The sequence below is a fragment of the Streptomyces luteireticuli genome (genome assembly GCF_041519305.1).
Taxonomy (GTDB): Bacteria; Actinomycetota; Actinomycetes; order Streptomycetales; family Streptomycetaceae; genus Streptomyces; species Streptomyces luteireticuli.
Genome location: NZ_CP167928.1, coordinates 499,530 through 518,636, shown reverse-complemented (window position 1 = coordinate 518,636; position 19,107 = coordinate 499,530). Strand labels below are relative to the sequence as shown.

General features: G+C 67.3%; 18 protein-coding genes and 2 pseudogenes. 12 read left to right on the top strand and 8 right to left on the bottom strand.

Features of this window, described 5'->3' with window-relative positions; translation table 11 throughout:
- Positions 1 to 8: 8 nt before the first annotated feature.
- The 4 genes from AB8735_RS38165 to AB8735_RS38150 all read right to left on the bottom strand — a co-directional run bounded on the left by AB8735_RS38165 (position 9) and on the right by AB8735_RS38150 (position 3,658).
- Positions 9 to 788: a UbiA family prenyltransferase gene (locus AB8735_RS38165; RefSeq protein WP_372412330.1), complete on the bottom strand. Its 780-nt coding sequence runs from the start codon at positions 786 to 788 to the stop codon at positions 9 to 11.
- Positions 789 to 1,520: 732 nt separating this feature from the next.
- On the bottom strand, positions 1,521 to 3,074 hold the full coding sequence (locus tag AB8735_RS38160; protein WP_372412328.1) for an ABC1 kinase family protein: 1,554 nt from the start codon (positions 3,072 to 3,074) through the stop codon (positions 1,521 to 1,523).
- Positions 3,071 to 3,340, bottom strand: a complete 270-nt coding sequence (locus tag AB8735_RS38155; protein ID WP_372412327.1) for a hypothetical protein — start codon at positions 3,338 to 3,340, stop codon at positions 3,071 to 3,073. Before AB8735_RS38155 ends, AB8735_RS38160 begins: the two co-directional genes overlap by 4 nt.
- A gap of 33 nt (positions 3,341 to 3,373) precedes the next feature.
- Entirely contained in the window at positions 3,374 to 3,658 is a 285-nt protein-coding gene (locus tag AB8735_RS38150; protein WP_372412325.1) for a hypothetical protein, read from the bottom strand.
- A gap of 613 nt (positions 3,659 to 4,271) precedes the next feature.
- Here AB8735_RS38150 and AB8735_RS38145 point away from each other — a divergent pair.
- The 12 genes and pseudogenes from AB8735_RS38145 to AB8735_RS38090 all read left to right on the top strand — a co-directional run bounded on the left by AB8735_RS38145 (position 4,272) and on the right by AB8735_RS38090 (position 16,903).
- Positions 4,272 to 6,158 carry a 1-deoxy-D-xylulose-5-phosphate synthase gene (locus tag AB8735_RS38145; RefSeq protein ID WP_372412323.1) on the top strand — a complete coding sequence of 629 codons (1,887 nt, stop codon included), beginning with the start codon at positions 4,272 to 4,274 and terminating at the stop codon, positions 6,156 to 6,158.
- Positions 6,155 to 6,754 (top strand): annotated as a pseudogene (locus AB8735_RS38140) (flavodoxin-dependent (E)-4-hydroxy-3-methylbut-2-enyl-diphosphate synthase); the annotation flags it as partial. The gene AB8735_RS38145 and the pseudogene AB8735_RS38140, both read left to right, overlap by 4 nt.
- A gap of 72 nt (positions 6,755 to 6,826) precedes the next feature.
- On the top strand, positions 6,827 to 7,135 hold the full coding sequence (locus tag AB8735_RS38135) for a transposase (protein WP_372404934.1): 309 nt from the start codon (positions 6,827 to 6,829) through the stop codon (positions 7,133 to 7,135).
- Positions 7,132 to 8,052, top strand: coding sequence for an IS3 family transposase (locus AB8735_RS38130; protein WP_372404936.1), 921 nt, complete (start codon positions 7,132 to 7,134; stop codon positions 8,050 to 8,052). The genes AB8735_RS38135 and AB8735_RS38130 overlap by 4 nt, the downstream gene beginning before the upstream one ends.
- Before the next feature lie 34 nt (positions 8,053 to 8,086).
- Positions 8,087 to 8,605, top strand: a pseudogene (locus tag AB8735_RS38125) (flavodoxin-dependent (E)-4-hydroxy-3-methylbut-2-enyl-diphosphate synthase); the annotation flags it as partial.
- Positions 8,602 to 9,678: a polyprenyl synthetase family protein gene (locus tag AB8735_RS38120; protein WP_372412322.1), complete on the top strand. Its 1,077-nt coding sequence runs from the start codon at positions 8,602 to 8,604 to the stop codon at positions 9,676 to 9,678. The pseudogene AB8735_RS38125 and the gene AB8735_RS38120, both read left to right, overlap by 4 nt.
- Before the next feature lie 179 nt (positions 9,679 to 9,857).
- Complete coding sequence (locus AB8735_RS38115; protein WP_372412320.1) at positions 9,858 to 10,871, top strand: terpene synthase family protein; 1,014 nt, start codon at positions 9,858 to 9,860, stop codon at positions 10,869 to 10,871.
- A gap of 380 nt (positions 10,872 to 11,251) precedes the next feature.
- Positions 11,252 to 11,446 (top strand): hypothetical protein, encoded by a 195-nt coding sequence (locus AB8735_RS38110; protein WP_372412319.1) that lies wholly within the window; start codon positions 11,252 to 11,254, stop codon positions 11,444 to 11,446.
- 236 nt (positions 11,447 to 11,682) lie between these two features.
- Positions 11,683 to 13,098 (top strand): cytochrome P450, encoded by a 1,416-nt coding sequence (locus AB8735_RS38105; protein ID WP_372412317.1) that lies wholly within the window; start codon positions 11,683 to 11,685, stop codon positions 13,096 to 13,098.
- Positions 13,095 to 14,120, top strand: coding sequence for a hypothetical protein (locus tag AB8735_RS38100; protein ID WP_372412315.1), 1,026 nt, complete (start codon positions 13,095 to 13,097; stop codon positions 14,118 to 14,120). The genes AB8735_RS38105 and AB8735_RS38100 overlap by 4 nt, the downstream gene beginning before the upstream one ends.
- Positions 14,117 to 15,220, top strand: a complete 1,104-nt coding sequence (locus AB8735_RS38095) for a TIGR03857 family LLM class F420-dependent oxidoreductase (protein ID WP_372412313.1) — start codon at positions 14,117 to 14,119, stop codon at positions 15,218 to 15,220. The genes AB8735_RS38100 and AB8735_RS38095 overlap by 4 nt, the downstream gene beginning before the upstream one ends.
- Positions 15,221 to 15,253: 33 nt before the next feature.
- Positions 15,254 to 16,903, top strand: coding sequence for a B12-binding domain-containing radical SAM protein (locus tag AB8735_RS38090; protein WP_372412311.1), 1,650 nt, complete (start codon positions 15,254 to 15,256; stop codon positions 16,901 to 16,903).
- Positions 16,904 to 16,947: 44 nt separating this feature from the next.
- On the opposite strand, the gene AB8735_RS38085 is transcribed toward AB8735_RS38090, so the two are convergent.
- From AB8735_RS38085 to AB8735_RS38070, 4 genes are all read right to left on the bottom strand, one after another.
- Positions 16,948 to 17,310 (bottom strand): helix-turn-helix domain-containing protein, encoded by a 363-nt coding sequence (locus tag AB8735_RS38085; protein WP_372412480.1) that lies wholly within the window; start codon positions 17,308 to 17,310, stop codon positions 16,948 to 16,950.
- A gap of 652 nt (positions 17,311 to 17,962) precedes the next feature.
- Positions 17,963 to 18,241: a DUF6087 family protein gene (locus AB8735_RS38080; protein WP_372412310.1), complete on the bottom strand. Its 279-nt coding sequence runs from the start codon at positions 18,239 to 18,241 to the stop codon at positions 17,963 to 17,965.
- A 13-nt stretch (positions 18,242 to 18,254) separates the two neighbouring features.
- A complete protein-coding gene (locus AB8735_RS38075; RefSeq protein WP_372412308.1) occupies positions 18,255 to 18,491 on the bottom strand; it encodes a hypothetical protein in 237 nt (78 codons plus the stop codon).
- 237 nt (positions 18,492 to 18,728) lie between these two features.
- Positions 18,729 to 19,064: a hypothetical protein gene (locus AB8735_RS38070; RefSeq protein ID WP_372412306.1), complete on the bottom strand. Its 336-nt coding sequence runs from the start codon at positions 19,062 to 19,064 to the stop codon at positions 18,729 to 18,731.
- Positions 19,065 to 19,107 lie beyond the last annotated feature (43 nt).

Genomic DNA, 19,107 nt, shown 5'->3' with positions numbered 1-19,107 from the left:
ACCTCCACTTAGAGTGCGATGAAAGCGGATGCCAGGACGGCGGTGTACCAGTACTCGAAATATCGGTAGGTGTGGTGGTCGTAGGCGGGGGTGTGGCGGCGGGGCACGCGCCAGGCGATGGTCCAGCAGAGTGCGGCGGTAGCCGCTTCGGCGAACCAGGCCGACGGGCTGGCGCCAGCGGCCCGGATAAGTAGTACGTGGTCGACGAGGGGGAGGAGGGTGAAGCCGGCGCAGAGCAACTGGCGGGTGAAGGATTCGCTGAAGGCGATGGGGAACGTCATTCGGCGGGTACTGGCGTCTCCGTGCAGGTCGCGAAGGTCCTGAATAGGGGTCAGGAAGAAGATCGGAATGGCGAGGGCTAGCATCCAGCGCCAGGCATCGGCGTTCAGGGGAGCGGTCATCTGCCAGGCGGGGCCGAGCATGGGCAGGACGCCGAAGCCGATGACAGCGTTCTTCACCACCCAGTTCCGGGAGCCGCCGAGGTTGTGCAACAGAGTCATGGCTTGCCAGATCAGGGCCCATTGCCAGACTCCCAGTGCCCATCCGACCAGGGGAAAGGCGATGAAGGTGACGCCTGTCCGCAGGAAGGCGCCTTGCCGGGAGGTGTCTCCTACCACTAGCGGTCGGGAGGGCTTGTTGATCTGGTCCTCATGCATGCCCGCGAGCTGGTTGGTCAGGCAGAAAGTGTAGAGGTAGAGCCAGAAGTAGATCACTGAAGCGGCGGCGGTGACCGCGAAGCGGCCGGGTGGCAGGTGGTAATGGAGTCCCACCGCGATCGTGAATACCACTCCGGGGTAAAATCCTGCCCACAGGTCGTTCCTGATGAACCGCCAGCTGATCCAGGGTTCGCGTCCCAGGTGCCATAGGACCGTGCGGGCAGTGCAGACCAGGCGGCGCGCTGTGTCCGGCGCCGGGGCGGTGACTGCTACGGGGTCTCTTTGCGTACCTGCCATCGGACTGCTCCTGGGTGTTACGCGGGATGCTTCGTCGGGGGATGGGCCAGATGTCGCAAGGCCACGGCGGCTGCCTGCGGAGACACCGCGGTTTCAAGGCTGCGTGGGGCTTGCGGCCCGACGCTCCTCGATCACGAGTTCAACCGCGTCGCGAGCGCCCGCGTCGGTGAACAGGTGTCGCGGGTGGCCGTTCTCGTGTCCGCTGAGGTCGGGCTTACCGGGAAAGCTCGTAACACGTCTTGCTGGTGCGGGTCGGCGTGCGACTTCCACTGTCAAGCGGGTCTTCCTGGCCGTTCAACGAACCCGTCCGGCGACCGACTCGACGCCCTGTATCACCGTGTAGAGAAGACTGGGCGCGCGGCCGGCCTCGTCGTCGGCGCCAACCGGACGCCCGGGGTGCTGAGGATCGTGAACTCGCCTCCGCCGAGCGTGCTTTTGATCGATCGCCCGACTGGGAGGGATCGGTCGGTGAGCGCCCGGCTGGTGGCCGTGCAGGGCCCCGTTAAGGGCGGTGCGGTGGTGCTGTAGTGCTGGTTGGGCATCAGATGCCTCCTTGCATGGATTCCACTACCCTCCAGGTCCGTTGTTGAATGGATTTGGTGGGTTTTTGTGGTGATGGAGTTTCCATAGGGCGTAGGCGGCTGCAGCAGTGAGGAAGCGGCGTCGGTTGCGTGATCTGGACGCAGCGGTTTCGGTGCGTGCGGCCTGTGGGTCTTTGCGCGCTGTGACGCGGAGAGTGAAGTCGTTGTTGGCGAGGCTGTCGAGGAGATCGCGGGTTTTCTGCAGGGCGGCGGGGGCGGTGTTCATGAGTTCCAGGACGGTGCATGCGGCTTGTTCTTCGGAGAGGAGTTCGCGGGCGAGGTGGAAGATGATTTCCTGTATTTCCTCTTTCAGGATGTCGGTGATGACGGTCTCTGGGCACAGGCAGCGGATGGAGCCCTCGATGTTGGCGAATGCTTTTCCGAGGATGGCGATGGTGGGGTTGACACGGATGCCGCGGCGGGTGGAGTACTGTAGGACGGCGGTGAGGCTGACGCCGAAGTTGAGGTCGTCGAGGGACGCGGTGGCCACTTTGGGTACGAAGGCGGCCATGTCGTCGGCGAACTCGGCTGCCTGGGCCCACGGGGTGGGGTGGCCGAGTGATGTCCATGTCCGGGCTACTGCCGCGCCGTTGTTCTGGCCCATCTGGAAGAGCAGCAAGAGAAGGGCGCTGCTGAGGGAGCGGTCGAGGCGGCCGGTCATGCCCCAGTCGATGAGTGTGGCGCCCTGGCCGGGTTCGACGAAGATGTTGCCCGGGTGGGGGTCGGCGTGGAAGAACCGGTCGGTGAAGAAACCCCGGTACATGAACGCCAGCAGCTCATGGCTGATGGCGGTGCGTTCGGCGTCGGAGAAAGACTCGGGTGTGGCGTCCCTGATGGAGCACCCGGGTGCCAGTGTCTGGATGAGCACGTGCTCGGTGGCTGTGATGACTGCGGGGACGGACAGGTGCTCGAAGGGTTTGGCGCATTCACGGGCCCGTTGCATGTTGCGGGCTTCCAGCCGGAAGTCCAGTTCGGGTTCCATGGCGTCGAAAATGGTGCTGAGCACGGCTTCTACGTCAACCATGGCATTCAGCCGGGGGCTGGATCTGGCGAGCAGGCGGGCCAGACGGCGCAGGAGTGTCATGTCCGCGGCGACGATGCGGCGGATACCGGGTCTTTGGACTTTCACGACGGCAGGCTGACCGGTGCGGAGGGTGGCCCGGTAGGTCTGGGCCAGTGAGGCAGCGCCGAGGGGGTGGCCGGTGTCGATGTCGCGGAAGGTTTCACGCCAGTCAGGCCCGAGGCCGTGGGCGAGGACCGGCTCGAAGACGGAGAACGGCTGCGACGCCACCCGGTCGTGGAGCTGTTCCAGTTCGCTGATCACAGTCTGAGGCACGACGTCCGGACGGGTGGAGAGGATCTGGCCGATCTTGACATAGAAGGGTCCCAGGTCCTCCAGGGCCTCGCGCGCGGCCACTGCGCGCTGGCGTTCCGCTTCTTCACGGGTGATCCGGCCGTGGCGTGCGGCCAGATCACGGCGCGCTTCCCCGGCGATGAGCCGGCCGGCCCGCGTGGCAATGTGCCTGCCGCGGCCTTTCACGGTCCACTCCGGCAGGTGTCCTGGCAGATGCTGCAGCAGCCGGTGGCGCTGCTGTGGTGTTGCCCGGGTCGACGTGTGGCGGTGGCCAGGCCAAGGGCTGTGATCAGGACGCCGGCCAGGAGCCGGTGGGTGCAGTCACTGCCGGTGTTGTGGTCATGGGCGGAGAAGCGGCGCCCAGCGCGAAGATCCTGGATCAGCTCGCCGTGTGCCACGGGCCTGCCCAGGCCGGGGTCGTAGACCGTGCCGTCGGCATGACGGCACAGCACACGCACAGTACGGGCCATCGCGGGCGCACGCGGTCAGCGTGTGCGGGTGGGCCGCGCGGGCGCGGCGTCGTCCTCACGGGTGGGGGAGAAGGCGTTGACCGCGCGAGCGAGGATCTTCACTTCCTCCCGCAGCGCCGCGATCTCCTCACGCGCGTACTCCGCGGCCGGTGGCGTGTCCCAGCACCGGCAGCCAGGGCGGCGCCGTCGGCTGCAGGGGTCGTCCCAGCACTGGTCTCCGAAGACATCGTCGACCATGTCACCGAAGTCTTCGGTCAGGTCGGACAGCAGGCCGCCGATACCCCTTCGATACCGTGCCACGATGAACCTCCCCAACTCGGCCCGGCAAGACCGGACCCCGTCAACGGGCGCACAGTTTTTGGATCCATCCGTATGCTGGCCCGGGAAATCCTCTTAAACTCGGGCAGAAAATCCGATAAGATGAGGATACTGCACTTGAAGAACCGGATTTTCCGGCCCGGCGTGACATGCATGCGGTTTCGCGTCATGTGTTCACGCGCTCGGTCTTCATGAACGTAGGCCGTCCCGGACGCACGCGTCCAGGGCGCCTGGTACGGCGCGTGAAGCAATAAAGGCGTTCGGGAAGCACATGCTGGCGCGCGGAACCTGGAACGGACGTATATGTGAACGCGCCGGGAAAATGCGCGCCTAGTGTACCACCTCCGCGTGAATACGGTGTTGCGCGCGGAGGGCGGGCCTTCCGGTGATACGTCTTCCGCGAGGTTGCGCGATTATGCGCCGGTCCCCACGTCTTGGCTTCGTACAGGCGGTACACGCGCCTGGTGCTGACACGGGGCGGTGGTTGACAGTGCCGGTATTCGCTCGATCCGGGACCGGCCCCTCCGCTTAATTGCGGGCCAGCGTTTACCGGTCCCCATCGAACCCGCCCGTCGTTTCTTGAAGGGGTCGGCTGATGAACCCCTCCACCGCTACGGGAACCGTGGCCGTGCCGCCGCTGGTTGCGGCGTGCACCAGCCCGGCAGCCCTGCGCACCATCCCCAAGGCCGCCCTGGCTGAACTCGCCGAGAATATCCGCGACTTCCTCGTGGGCGCGGTGTGTGCAACGGGCGGGCATCTGGGCCCGAACCTCGGGGTGGTGGAGCTGACGATCGCACTCCACCGGGTCTTCGACTCTCCCCGCGACGTACTCTTGTTTGACATCGGGCATCAGGCGTATGTGCACAAGCTGCTCACAGGCCGGGCAGCGGGGTTCGACGCGCTGCGCCAGGAGGGAGGCTTGTCGGGGTATCCCTCCAGGCTGGAGTCGGAACACGATGTGATCGAGAACTCCCACGCCTCCACCGCCCTGTCCTATGCCGACGGCCTGGTCAAAGCACACGCTCTGGCAGAGCGGACGGATCGCGCGGTGGTAGCGGTCATCGGTGACGGCGCCATGACCGGAGGCATGGCATGGGAAGCACTGAACAATATCGCCGCCGCCCCCGGGCGCCCGGTGATCATCGTCCTCAATGACAACGGCCGCTCCTACGCCCCCACCACCGGCGCCCTTGCCGCCCATCTCACCCGCCTGCGCAGTCCTGTCGGCGAACCGGCCCGCAAACACAACATGTTCGCCAGCCTCGGACTCGCCTACGTCGGCCCCGTCGACGGCCATGACATCGGGGCCCTGGAAGAGGCCCTGCGCCGGGCCCGGTCTGTGGGCCGTCCGGCGATCGTCCACGTCGTAACGGTCAAAGGCAAAGGGTACGCGTATGCCGAGGAGGACCAGGCTGACCGCTTCCACGCCGTGGGTGTGACCGATCCGGCAACCGGCCGCCCGGCGCCCGCACTGCGGCACCCCAGGGTCTGTGCTCCGCGCAGCTGGACCAGCCTGTTCGCCGGTGAACTTCTCGCTCTCGCTCGTGAACGCCAGGATGTGGTAGCGGTAACGGCGTCGATGCTACGGCCGACCGGCCTGCATCTCATGGCTGAGGCCTTCCCGAGCCGGGTGTTCGATGTCGGGATTGCCGAACAGCATGCGGTGGCCAGCGCAGCCGGTCTGGCCACCGGTGGCTACCACCCCGTAGTGGCCCTGTATTCCGCATTCCTGTGTCGGGCGCTGGACCAGGCGCTGATGGATGTTGCGCTGCACCGTCTTCCCGTGACGTTCGTCCTGGACCGTGCCGGCGTCACCGGCCCGGACGGGCCCTCTCATCACGGCATGTGGGATGTGAGCGCGCTCGCCATCGTGCCCGGTATGCGCATCTGCGCGCCGCGGGACGCAGCGCGGTTGCGGGAGCTGCTGCGCGAAGCAGCGGACGTCGGCGACGGTCCGACGTGCCTGCGGATCCCCAAGGACACGGCGGGGGAGGAGATCCCGGCGCTAGCGCGGATGGACGGTATGGACATTCTCCACCGCAGCACCGGCCATTTCCTGGACGTCCTGCTCGTCGCCACCGGCCCCACCATCAGGCCAGCTCTAGACGCCGCCCGGGTCCTGGAGACGGAGGAGGGCATCGGCTCCACTGTGGTGGATCCGCGCTGGCTGCTGCCAGTCAACCCCGCCCTTGTCCACCTCGCGGCACGGCACAACCTGGTGATCACGGCCGAGGACAATACCCGCACCGGTGGCTTCGGCAGCCACCTGGCCCTGGCCTGCACCGATGCAGGCATCACCGTCCCCGTCCACCCCCTGGGCCTGCCGTCCGCGTTCCTTCCGCACGCCACCCGCACCTCACTCCTGGCCCAGGCAGGGCTCGATGCCGACGGGATCACCAAAGCTGTCCTGGCCGCCCGCTACCACCTCCACCGCCACACCGTCACCCCCCAGTACCTCGACCAGGCGCGGAGGCCGCAATGAACACCAGCCCCACACCACCCCCGCCGCCTCCCCTCACACCGGTGCGCCGCCGCTCCCGCCGGATTCATGTCGGCGCTGTCCCCGTCGGCGGCGGCACACCCGTGAGCGTGCAGACCATGACCACCACCCATACCGCCGATGTGGATGCCACCCTCCAGCAGATCGCCGAAATCACCGCAGCCGGTTGCGACATCGTCCGCGTCGCCGACTCCACCCATGACGACGCCGAGGCGTTGCCCGCGATTGTGAGGAAATCCTCGATCCCTGTCATCGCGGATATCCACTTCCAGCCCCGCTACGTTTTCGCCGCGATCGATGCAGGCTGCGCCGCCGTGCGGGTCAACCCCGGCAACATCAAGAAATTCGATGGCAGGGTCGGCGAGATCGCCCATGCCGCCGCAGCGGCCGGGGTGCCGATCCGCATCGGCGTCAACGCCGGGTCCCTCGACCCACGTCTGCTCGCCAGACACGGCAGCGCAACCCCGCAAGCCCTCGTCGAGTCCGCGTTGTGGGAGGCATCCCTGTTCGAGGAGCACGGCTTCACCGATTTGAAGATAGCGGTCAAACACCACGACCCCATGACCATGATCGCCGCCAACTGAGCTTCCCCCGAGATGCGGAGTCAGTTGACAGAGGGTCAGATGGGACTCATGAGAGGACCTTCGACCATGGCTGCCCCGAGAAGATATCCGCTGGAGTTGCGTGAGCGTGCGGTGCGGATGTACCGCACCTCCGACCCGAGGCCGCAGATCAAGAAACTGGCCGTCGACCTCGGCGTGCATCCGGAGGCCCTGCGCGGCTGGATCCGCCAGGCCGAGGCCGATGCCGGCGAGCGCGACGACCGGCTCACCACCGACGAGCGGGCCGAGCTCACGGCCCTGCGCAAGGAGAACGCCCAGCTCAAGCGGGCCAACGACGTGCTGCGGACGGCCTCGGCGTTTTTCGCGGCGCAACTCGACCCGACCCGGCCCAGGTGACGGCGCTCGTTGACGAGCATCCCCGCCTGGGGGTCGAGTGCGTACTCCGGGAGCTCCACATCCCTTCCGCCACTTACTACCGCTGGCGCCGCGCGGAGAAGGAGCCGTGCGAACGGCGCCGCCGGGACGTCGAGCTGACCGAGCAGATCCGCACGATCCACGCCGACTCCGGCGGGATCTACGGCTCGCCGCGGGTGCACGCCGTCCTCAAACGGGAGGGCGTCCGCGTGGGCCGCAAGCGGGTCGAACGGCTGATGCGCGAGGACGGTCTTGCGGGCGTGAGCCCACGCCGCAAGAGCGGCTTCACGCGCCGGGACCCGAAGGCCACCTTGGCCCCGGACCTGGTCAACCGGGACTTCACCGCACCCGCGCCGAACCGGCTGTGGGTCACCGACCTCACAATGGTTCCGACCGGCGAGGGGCCGCTGTGGCTCTCGGCGATCCGCGACGCGTTCTCCCGCCGGGTGGTCGCCTGGGAGACCTCCGCCCGCGCCGATGCGGACCTGGTGCTGACCACCCTCGAGTACGCCCTCTCGTCCCGCGAGGTCGAGCCGGGCAAGCTCATTCACCACGCCGATCACGGCTGTCAATACACGTCCATCAAGCTCACGACCCGGTTGGTGCGGGCGGGAATTGAGGCGTCCATGGGGTCCGTGGGGGACTCGTACGATAACGCCCTCGCGGAAAATCTGTGGATGCTGATCAAGACCGAGGGCCTGCGCGGCCGCACCTTCGCCACACGTGCCGAGGCGAACCTCGCGCTCTTCGAGTACATCGACGGTTTCTATAACCCCCGCCGCATCCAAGAACGGCTCGGCTACCTCAGCCCGATCGAGTTCGAGGAGAAGCACTACACCGACCAGGCGACGGCCGAACCAGCGAACCTGAACACCCATCAACCCGTCCCGACCTGCTGATCAGCAACTCTCACGCAGCGGGGGAACCTCAAACCGGCTCCTCGCCGACGCCTGTGACTACCCCCTCCACCTGGGCGTCACCGAAGCCGGTCCCGCCCTCCAGGGCGCCATCAAGTCGGCAGTTGCCTTCGGCGTTCTGCTGGGCGAAGGGATCGGGGACACCATCCGCGTCTCTCTTTCCGCCGACCCGGTGGAACAGGTCAAGGCCGGCATCCACATCCTGGCCTCGCTCGGACTGCGCCCGCGCAGGCTGGAGATCGTCTCCTGCCCCGGCTGCGGACGCCTCCAAGTCGACATCCACCGCCTCGCCGCACAGGTGGAAGCCGCCTTCGACGGCTTTCCGCATGCGCTGCGGATCGCGGTCATGGGGTGTGTGGTCAATGGGCCGGGTGAGTCCCGCGAGGCCGACCTCGGGGTCTCGTGCGGCAACGGCAAAGGGCAGATCTTCTGCAAGGGCAAGGTCATCACCACAGTCCCCGAATCGAAGATCGTCGACACCCTCCTCGACGAAGCGCTCCGCCTCACCAGCACTACCGATGGGGACGTGCTGTGACCACCCAGAACTCTGCCACCAGGCAGGTCACCTGCGCTGCCATCCGTGACCGTATCGACGCTGTGCTCGCGGAGTTCCTCGAGGGCAAGTCCCGCCAGGCGGCTGCCCGCAACCACCCGGCCGAGATTACCGACGTCTTGCACGACTTTCTGTTCGCCGGCGGTAAGCGGCTGCGGCCCGTGCTGTGCGTCCTCGGTTACCACGCAGTCCGCGGTCACCGGACCTCTGCACCGGTGGCACAGGTGGCGGCCTCGCTGGAGTTGTTCCATGCCTTCTGTCTCATCCACGACGACGTCATGGACCACTCCGCCACCCGCCGCGGCCGGCCCACCGTCCACCGCACCCTGGCCGTTCGCCACCACGACCACCCCGCTGCAGCGCAACTGGGCACGAGCGCTGCGATCCTCACCGGCGACCTGGCCCTGGTCTGGTCCGACGAACTCCTGGCCACAGGGCACCTCACCCGGACCCAGCGCGCCGCCATCCGGCCGCTGGTCGACGCCATGCGCACCGAGGTCATGTACGGCCAGTACCTCGACCTGACCGCCACCGGACAACCGACCGCCAACACCGGCACCGCCCTTGAGATCATCCGCTACAAGACCGCGAAATACACCGTTGAGCGTCCCTTGCACATCGGCGCTGCCCTCGCCGGGGCTGACAAGCAATTCTTCGACAGCCTCAGCGCATTTGCGCTGCCGCTCGGCGAGGCGTTCCAGATGCGGGACGACCTGCTGGGCGTTTTTGGCACTCCGGCCGAGACCGGCAAGCCGGCCCTGGACGACCTGCGCGAAGGCAAGCACACCGTCCTGGCGGCCCTGGCACTCATGAACGCCGACATCACGCAGACCCGGCTATTGCGCGCCGGATACGGCAACCCGCACCTCACGGAGGACAACGCCGCCACGCTGCGCGCAGTCCTCAAAGCCACCGGCGCGGCCCAGACGGTCGAGGACATGATCCGGGCCCGCTACACACAGGCCCTGACCGCGCTGAGGGACGTAGCGGTCCCCGAACCGGTCGGTGCCCAACTGCGAGCCCTGGCCGAGACGGCCGTGTGGAGGAGATCATGACCGCAGTCGGCATTCCTTCGCCCAGCGCGAAGACCCCCGCCGAAGCCATGGGCTCGTCTCCATACACGATCACGCATCAGGCGCGGTTGCGTACAGCGCGTGCCGAGTACTTCCGGATGCTCGGCGTCGGCACCCCGAGCTTGCGCCTGCATGACTTGCTTAGCCCATCCGGCGTCCGCGTGAGCGACCTGTGCCGCTCGTACCGGCCCAGTTCGTACCAGGCGCAACTGGACACGGTGATGCAGGAGTTCGCCTGGCGGCACGGTATCTGGGTGGAGGGGAGCAGTGACGCGTACACGCATCTCGTCGCTTTCGTCTACCCCGACGCCGCCCCCGAGCGGCTCATGACGCTCGGCAAGATCTATCTTGTCGACTTCTACCTGAATGACACCATCGGGCGGGACAAGTTCGCCCACCTGGCACCCCGCGAGCGCCGCGACGCCGTACGGGTCGTGGAACGCATAGTCCGTGCCTGCGAGAGTTCCTCCCGCGAGGAGGCCACCGGGCTGGACCGCGCCCACGGTCAGGCCCTCGCTGAGATCCGCGCGAGCGCCGACCCGTCCTGGTGGAAGGGCTTTGTGCCGTTGTGGCGGGCTCATCTGGCCGAGACACACCAAGACCGGAACGCGGCAGCCACCGGACGGGTCCCGACGGTGGAACGGTACATCGAGGAGCGCATCGTCTACTCCGGCATGGCCCACGCCGTCGCTCTCGTGGAATACGGCATGCGCATCAGCCTTGACCGGGCCGCCCTGTCACGTCTCGCCCCTGGGGCCGAGGGGATGGTCGACCGCCTTGGCTGGCTCTGCTGCGTGGTCGCCGCCCTGTCCAACGACCTGTTTTCCCTGGAGAAGGAGTTCGTTGACCACGAGGCCGACACCAACCTGGTGCCGGTCCTGCTCCTGTGCGAACCCCGGATGACCTTCGACGACGCCGTCCGAAGGGCGGGGGCCATCGTATCGGGCTACCTGACCGAGTTCCTGGACACTGTGGACCGCATCGGGCGGACCGAGGAGGAGCTGCGGCCAGCTGCTCCTCAGTTGGCCGCGACCCTGGCCGTCTACGCCCGTGCGGTGAGCCACTATGTCCAGGCGTGCTGGTCCTGGCAGACCTACACGACCCGGTACCGCAGGAACCGGTCAATCTTCTGGGAGCTCTGCACTCCGCAGGGGAGGTTCGATGAACGAACGTGAGATCAGGACATCCGGCCGAGCAGGGCTGGCCCCGCCCCCCTTGAGCCCACTCTCTCTGACTCTGACGCGGCGGGCGCTTCCGGAACTGTTCCCGGTGCTGCACGACCCGCCCGAGGGTATCGCGGAATGGTTCTCCGCCAACAGCCGGGAACACGTAGCCGGGGCCTTCCTGTCGAACATCAGTATGACCTTTGTGGTCTGGGTGATCGTAGGGCTGACCGAATTGCTGGACACACCGCGGACCGGATTGCCGCGCAAGGCGGTCGTGCCGTCCTCAGCCATGATCGGTGCGGCTTTCCTGGCCGCCAACGCCCTGGTGTCGAGCCCCGCGATCGCACATATCCAGGAACTGGTTCCTCGCCCCAGGCCCTGTCCGCCGCATGACCGAGACAGCGATCTTCATATGGCTCAGCGTCCAGCCGATGATGGCCTTCATGCTGGTCGCCGCCTGCGCCGCGATCCTCCGCAGCAGGAAGCTCCCCTTGTGGCCCCTCTGGCACGCCCGGCTCGTCGAGGTCAGCGGCCCCCTGGCCACGCGCAAAGCGACCGACCCTCGATTTCCGCCGCGACAGTGACCTCAAACGCCGACGTTGAACCGCTCGGCGAACCGAAGACAGTGCGCTGTGAGCTGGCTGCGGCAACAGGCACAGATCGTCCATCTACAGGCCCAGCTCGGGCAGAACCCGAAGAACTCCTCGAAACCGGCCACGCTCGGACAGCCTTGTGCAGCCATCGCCGAACTCGCCGAGGGTTTGCCCGGCACCGGAACCGGGACGGCTGCCACACCACATCCGGTACGGAAGGAACGGCGATGCCGAAGAAACCGCCCCACACCACATCGCTCCGGCAGACAGCGCAGTCTGTCCCGGCAACTGGGATCCTCCACATGCCGGGAGGCTTTCCGATTCTCGGGCATGCGGGGCAACTGCGCACCCATCCACTGGAATTCGTCCGGTCACTGAGGGAATACGGCGATATCGTCGCGTTCCGGCTCGGGCCAAGGACCGCATACGCGGTCAACCACCCGGACCTCATCCGGCAAATGCTGGTCACCGATGCGAAGAGCTTCACGAAAGGACGGATGTTTGACAAGGGGCGGCTGGTGGCCAGGAACGGCTTGTTCACCTCGGAAGGCGACTTCCACCTTCACCAGCGCCGGACTATCCAGCCCCTGCTCGGCCGGGCGCACATCCGGCAGTACACAGCCACGATGTGCCAGATCACGCAAGCCCACGTGGGCACGTGGCGCGATGGCCACGAAATCCGCATGGACCGGGAACTATTCGATCTGGCCCTGGCCACGGCCACCCGGGTGCTGTTTTCCACCCAGCTCGGCAAGGGCCGCTCCGAGACGGTGCGCCGCTGCCTTCCTATCCTTCTGGAGGGACTCGGCAAGCGCGCCGTGGCACCGATCGACTTCTTGGACAAACTGCCCACGGTCATGAACTACCGCTTTAGCAAGGCGCTTTCCCTGATGCACAGCGTGATCGAAGAGATCATCGCCGAATACCGGGTCCGTGACACCGGTACCGCAGACCTGCTGGCAGCGCTGCTGGCGGCACGCGATGAGGACACCGGGGAAGGCATGAGCGATGAGCAGGTGTACGACGAAGTCATCACCATGCTCATCGCCGGAACCGAGACCACCGCAGGGGCACTGAGCTGGGCCTGCAACCTGCTGAGCCGGCATCCTCACATCCAGGCCCGTCTCCAGGACGAACTGGACGAGTGCCTGGGTGACCGGGATGTCGCCTTCGAGGACTTGGGGAAGCTGCATTTCCTGCAGCAGGTGATAGCCGAAACCCTCCGCCTTCACCCGTCGACGTGGATGCTCACGCGCAGCCCCGTCACCGACATCGAACTGGGAGGACACGTCCTGCCTGCCGGTTCGACCATCCTGTTCTCGATCTACGCCCTGCAACGAGACCCGTCGCTGTTCCCGGACCCGGACTCGTTCGACCCGGACCGCTGGGCGCCTGATCGTGCCGAGCAGCTCAACCGGGACGCCTATATCCCCTTCGGAGCAGGCGTGCGCGGGTGCGCGGGCGAACAGTTCGCCCGCACGGAAATGGGCGTCATTCTCAGCGTCATGCTGCGCCAGTACACACTGAGTCCGGCATCCGGGCCGCCCGCGCGACCGATCGTCCGGCTCATCGCCATGCCAAGTGCCATGCCGCTGATCGTCCACCGGCGCCCGCACGGGCGCGGTGTCCGCGAGGTCTGGTGAATACCATCAATGCCGCCGTCTCCCGGGGCATCGCCTACCTCGTCCGGCAGCACCGTGGGCTCTACCCGGACGCGGCACACGTCATGGGCGCCTACTCAACAGCGACGTTCGTGGAGCTGTATGACGCGCACTTCGGTCTGTCCGCTGCCCAGATGCAGACGTTCTCGCGGCTGCGGTGCGAAGGTAAAACCTTCCACATCGCTCTGATCACTGACGCCCTCCAGGACGCCGTCGAAGCCGGCCATGAGGAGTGCCGGCACCTGGTCGCGGAGAACGCCGCATATCTCCGCAAGAGCAAGGACGGGAGGTCCTGGCGATATTTCCCCGGCTTCGAGCCGCTCCCTTACGACGGCGACAGCCTCGGCCAGATAGCCCAGACACTCGCCCGGGCCGGGCAAGCCTTCCCGGACGATTTCCACGACGCCTTCGCCCTGGCCGCAGCCAACGCCTGGGGCGACGGGTCAGTGAGCACCTTCTTCTGCGAGGACCCGGACCAGCGGCGACGCACCGCGCTGAACAAGATCTGGGGACGCGGCCGAGACGACACCGGGCACGACGCGGAGGTGGTGGCCAACCTCATGTACGGGGCCCTGCTCTACGAGCGGCGCGTCGGCCCCTGTGCCCTGGGCCCCCTGGTGGACCCGGCGGTTACCTGGCTGCTTGACCAGCAGCACCCGATGGGGTTCTGGCGCGCCTCCTGGTACGTCGGCGTATATTACAGCACCTACACTGCTGTACGGCTGCTGCACGCGCTCGGCGGACACGACCAGGCCACGGACCAGGCCGCACGCTTCCTCACACAGGCCCGGGCCTGCGATCCGCTCAACCGGTCCCTGACCGCACTCGCGCTCACACACTGCGGGCATCCCTCCGCTCACCAGGAGCTCGCCCTGATAGCCGACAGCCAGTTCCCCGACGGATCATGGGAGGCGATCCCGTTGCTGGACAACCACGCCCGCGTCTGGGGAAGCCGCGCCGTCACCACCGCCTTCTGCCTCAAAGCGCTCCTGGCGGCACCATGAAACCCCAGCCCCGAGCTTCCATACCGCTGGGATCCTACGTGCTGCCCGGCGGCACCACCGATCCCAGGCACGCCATCAGCCAGGCCCACGCCGCCGAAGGCATCGGCCTGCGCACGCTGTGGATCTCAGAACGCCTCGGATGCCGCGACCTGGGCGTGGTAGCCGGCGCTCTCGGCCAGGCAACCAGCCGTGTGAACATCGGCTCGGCGATCACCCCTTTCCACATCCGCCACCCCGCCGTCCTCGCCTCCCTGGCCAGCACCATGCAAACCCTGACCAAGGGACGATTCCTCCTCGGGCTCGGGCGCGGGGGACCATGGCTCGCCGGACTCGGCGTCACTCCCATCACCCCTGCCCAGGCGGTCATCGACATCGCAGCCATCCTGCGCCGCCTGTGGGCCGGCGACACCGTGACCTACCACGGACCCGCCGGACACTACCCCCGCCTCCACCTCGCAGGCCCCTCACAGGCCACGCCCGTCCCCCTGCTCATGGCAGCCCTCGGACCACGATCACTCGAGCTGGCCGGGCAGCACTTCGACGGAGTGATCCTGCCCGCCTTCCTCACCCCCCAGGCCGTGACACAGACGACCACCACGGTCCGCAACGCCGCCTCAGTAACCGGCCGGAACCCTGCAGCCCTGCGCATCTACGCCACAGTCATCACCATCGCCGACCCCACACCCCAGGACCGTGACATCCTCGCGGGCCGCGCCATCAGCTACCTCCAACCAGCCCCGCATGGCGAGCGCATCGCACGCCTCAACGGCTGGGACACCGCCCCCCTGGCACGAATCCGCGCCCACCCCCTGCTGGCAGACCTCGGCCAGGCTTTGGCCGACGAGAAGTACCACCCCCTCCAACTCGCCGAACCCGGCCACCTCCTCCCGGACAACTGGCTCACCGCATCCACCGCAACTGGGCCTCCCGCCGCCTGCGCCAGACGGCTGGCCGAGTACCTCGACGCTGGCGCCGATGAACTCATCCTGCACGGCACCCCGCCCGACCGCCTCGAATCCATCACCACCACCTACCGCCACGCCACTAGCCCAAGCCCCCCACCAGCCAACGCTGCAGACCACCTCTGCCCACCGCAGTAAGCCACAGCACCCCGAGCCGAGGAGCGAGCAACGATGCCCCACTCATCACCAGCCGAGACCACGCATAGCGCCACCCACCCCCACAGCCCCCCGGCCCCCGGCACCAACCGCAGGATGCTGTGCGTCTTCCCCCACTACGCCCCCTCCTTCGGCACTTTTCACCACTCCTTCAAACTGGTCGGCGCCCGCGCCTTCTACCCGCCCCAGGGCATCCTCGTCATCGCCGCCTTCTTCGCCGCCCGCGGCTGGGCCGTCCGCATCGTCGACGAGAACCTGCGCCATCTCACCGAGACGGACCTGGCCTGGGCCCAAGTGGTCATGGTGTCCGGCATGCATGTCCAGCGAGACAAGATCCTGGACATCACCTCCCGCGCCCATCGCCACAACCTGACAGCCGTGCTCGGCGGCCCCTCGGTATCCGCAGCCCCGCACTGGTATCCCCAACCGGACATGCTGCACATCGGCGAGCTCGGCGACGCCACCGTGCAACTGGCCGAACGCCTGGAGCACGACCTGCACCGCCCCACCACTCAGGAGACCTACCCCACCAAGAAACGCACCGCCCTGGAGGACTTCCCCACCCCCGCCTACCACCTCGCCGACACCAGCGCATATCTGGCCGGCACCGTGCAAGCCTCCTCAGGCTGCCCATTCAAGTGCGAATTCTGCGACATTCCCGAACTCTACGGCCGAAAGCCCCGAATCAAGACACCCCAGCAGATCACCACCGAGCTCGACACGATGCTGGCCCACGGGATCCGCGACGCGGTCTATTTCGTCGACGACAACTTCATCGCCAACCCACACGCCGCCAAACGCCTGCTGGAACACCTGGTGACCTGGCAGCGGCAGCACCGCTACCCCGTGGACTTCACCTGCGAGGCCACTCTCAACATCACCCAGCACCCCGACCTGCTGGCCCTGATGCGCCAGGCCCGCTTCACCCAGCTGTATGTCGGCATCGAAACCCCCGAAGAAGACGCACTGATCGTCATGGACAAGCGGCAGAACCTGCGCTCACCCATCCTGCAGGCCATCGCCACCATCAACTCCTACGGCATCGAAGTCGCCTCCGGCGCTATCCTCGGCCTGGACACCGACACCCCCGACACCTACGACCGCTTCTGCCACTTCATCGACGCCAGCAACATCCCCTTCCTGACCATCAACCTGCTGCAGGCCTTGCCCCACACCCCGCTGTGGCGACGCCTGGAAGCCGAGGGCCGCATCCTGGCCGCCCCCGGGCCCGGCGACTCCAACGTGGACTTCCTACTGCCCCGCGACACCGTCGTCAACGGCTGGCGGCACGTCATCGCCCACGCCTACCAGCCCGACCGCATGTTTGCCCGCTACCTGCACCAGATACACAACACCCACCCACACCGGCTGCGAGTACCACTGTCCTCACCCCGCTACCGCCCTGCAGCCTTGTCCCGCGGCGCCCGCATCACCGCCAACGTGCTCTGGCACTGTGGTATCCGCGCCCCCTACCGCACCGCGTTCTGGCGCATGGCCACAACCGCACTCCTGCGCCACCGAAACCCCGAAGGAATGCTGTGGGCAGCCGTCGCCGGCCACCACCTGATCACCTTCACCGCCGAAGCCCTCGAAGACCGCACCGAGAAAACGTTCTACGCCGATACCATGCCCGACTGGCCTTCCCCTCGTAGGGGAGTGTCATGAATCGGGCCTGTCCAGTAAACGGTGTTTCTGTTGCTATCGGGGGGTTAGCGGCAGGTGGTCCACTCGCCGGGCGCCGACTCGTCCTCGGCCGCCAGGTCACCCCACGGCTCCCGCACAAGCCGGCCCGGAGGGTCGCAGCGGACCAGCTCGATAATGCGTGAGCGTTCCGCCTCGGTGATCCGCCGCTTGCGGCCGCAGCCCGGTCGGTCGCCGAGTCCGTCCAGGCCCTGGACATTGAACCGGTGCAGCCACTTGCGCACCGTCTTGTGATGACACCCGAGCCGGGACGCAATCACCGGAACACGGTCGCCTTCCCAGCTCAGTGTGATGATCCTGGCCCGCAGAATCCAGTCCGCCGGCGCATGCCGGGCACCGGCCAGCCTGCGGACCCTCCCCTCCTCAGCCACATCCGTGGCAGGGCGGGCCGACAGCAACTTCGGCACAGCAACTCGCCCCCGAGAAACCCGAGTCAGCGCCCCCACACCCCTACAACTACCCCGCCAAAGCGGAATCGAGCAGTAGCGGTGGTTTGTTAGACCGGGCGGTAGAGATCGAGGGGTCTGCCGGTGCCGACTCCCGCGGCAGCAGCAGACCGGCCAGGTACTCGCGGAAACCCCGGCGCTGGGCCAGCGTCCCGAAGAGATCGTCGAAGCGGGCAGCGTACGCTTCCAGCGGGCCAGGCGCAGGCGGACACGGCAGCCGCTTCGTCATCTCGGGCTCCCCAGAACGTGGTTGACACCTCCTTCCACGGCCTACTCCCACACGAACCCGCCGTCAACAAACCACCAGTATCGGAGCTGCGACACGCCCGTCCGGGATGACGGCACCTCTTCTCCGCGTGACAGCTGTGGGGGAGAGACGCCGCCATCTACCGGGCCGTGTTGCCGGTCAGGCCGGGGTGGGTTGCTTCCCCAGTACAGCGAGTGGGGAACCGGGGTGGGTGGGGACGACCGCGTCGACGGAGGCGCTGGTGCAGAGCGCGACGTCCACGGCTCCGGCCCGGGAGGTGCCGAATCGGACCTTGATCGATTCGGTGGGCTTGCTGCTCCGCCCGCCTCTTCACTCGCTGGATAGCCGTTCGTTCGCCCACTGCTGGGCTGCGGCGAGGTCGGCCGCGGTCCCGGCGGGGGCGAAGGCGAATCCGTCCCATTCCTCCAGGGCTCTGGGCCCGTCGGAGTGGAGGTGGCAGGCGCGGCCGTGGAGTGGGCGGTGGCGGCGGTAGATGTCCAGTGGCGGTCGGCGCCGTTTGTTGTACGCCGCGAGCGGGTCGTCGGTGTCGAGGCGGGGGATGGCGCGGGAGGGCTGGTTGGGCGGCCCGGGCCGGGAGTGCTTGCCCATGGAGGCGATGTTCTCAGGCTGCGGCGGTCGGCGGGCGGGAAGCCGCGAGATCGGCCGCGCGGGTGCGGACGTCCTCCACTGCGGCGGTGCGGTGCGGGCGGACGGCGGCCAGCAGGGTGTTCAGACGGGAGGAGGCTACGAGGGTGGAATCGACGCGGGCAGTATCGACGAGAGCCTGTTGGGCCGCGGCGGTGCCCTGCTCCGGCTCGCTCTCGTCGAACAGGGCGCCGGCCAAGTCGATATGGTCCATGACCTTGACCCGGTCGAAGCCCGGCCTCGGACTGGGAAGTCGGTACAGCGGTTACCGGTGAGAACGGTCATGGTCGGTAACTATCGGCATCGCGGGTGGTGTTGGTCTCCAGACGGCTTACCGGTAGTCCGCTGGCCCTGGCTGTGACGCTGGTGGCGCTTGACAGCTTGGAGCTCACCGCGCCCATCACCGCACGCCCGGCTGGCGGTGCGTGCGGCGGTGGGGCCGGTGATCAGCTCAGCCGAGATCGTCGTCGGCGCCGTTGAGGCCCTTGTTGCCCTGGTTGACGGTGCACTTGACCAGGCCGGCGACCGTGTCGACGGCCGCGTTGCCCTGCTGGACGGTGTCGTTGGCGGCGTTGCCGTTGGTATGGGCGCCGTGCCGCCGCGCCGGTTGGACCCGGCCATTGCGAAGGCGGTGGAGCGGCAGACCATGGCGATGCGCGAGCTCGCCGCGAAGGCGTTCTCCGAACCCGAGACCGCCCCAGAGGATGGGCCGGCCCCGATGGAAAGAGCGCGTGGCCAGTGCCGCCGCCAGGCTGCGGCCACTGGGCGTCGTCCCGCTCGGCGGCACGGTGGACCGGGATGGGCGGGGCTGCGTAGCGGGGATTGCCGAT

Bases quoted from the DNA above. Each gene is read 5' to 3' on its own strand.
- AB8735_RS38145 (WP_372412323.1), top strand. From the start codon at position 4,272: ATGAACCCCTCCACCGCTACGGGAACCGTGGCCGTGCCGCCGCTGGTT.
- AB8735_RS38135 (WP_372404934.1), top strand. From the start codon at position 6,827: ATGGCTGCCCCGAGAAGATATCCGCTGGAGTTGCGTGAGCGTGCGGTG.
- AB8735_RS38110 (WP_372412319.1), top strand. From the start codon at position 11,252: ATGACCGAGACAGCGATCTTCATATGGCTCAGCGTCCAGCCGATGATG.
- AB8735_RS38105 (WP_372412317.1), top strand. From the start codon at position 11,683: ATGCCGAAGAAACCGCCCCACACCACATCGCTCCGGCAGACAGCGCAG.
- AB8735_RS38095 (WP_372412313.1), top strand. From the start codon at position 14,117: ATGAAACCCCAGCCCCGAGCTTCCATACCGCTGGGATCCTACGTGCTG.
- AB8735_RS38090 (WP_372412311.1), top strand. From the start codon at position 15,254: ATGCCCCACTCATCACCAGCCGAGACCACGCATAGCGCCACCCACCCC.
- AB8735_RS38080 (WP_372412310.1), bottom strand. From the start codon at position 18,241: ATGGGCAAGCACTCCCGGCCCGGGCCGCCCAACCAGCCCTCCCGCGCC.
- AB8735_RS38075 (WP_372412308.1), bottom strand. From the start codon at position 18,491: ATGGACCATATCGACTTGGCCGGCGCCCTGTTCGACGAGAGCGAGCCG.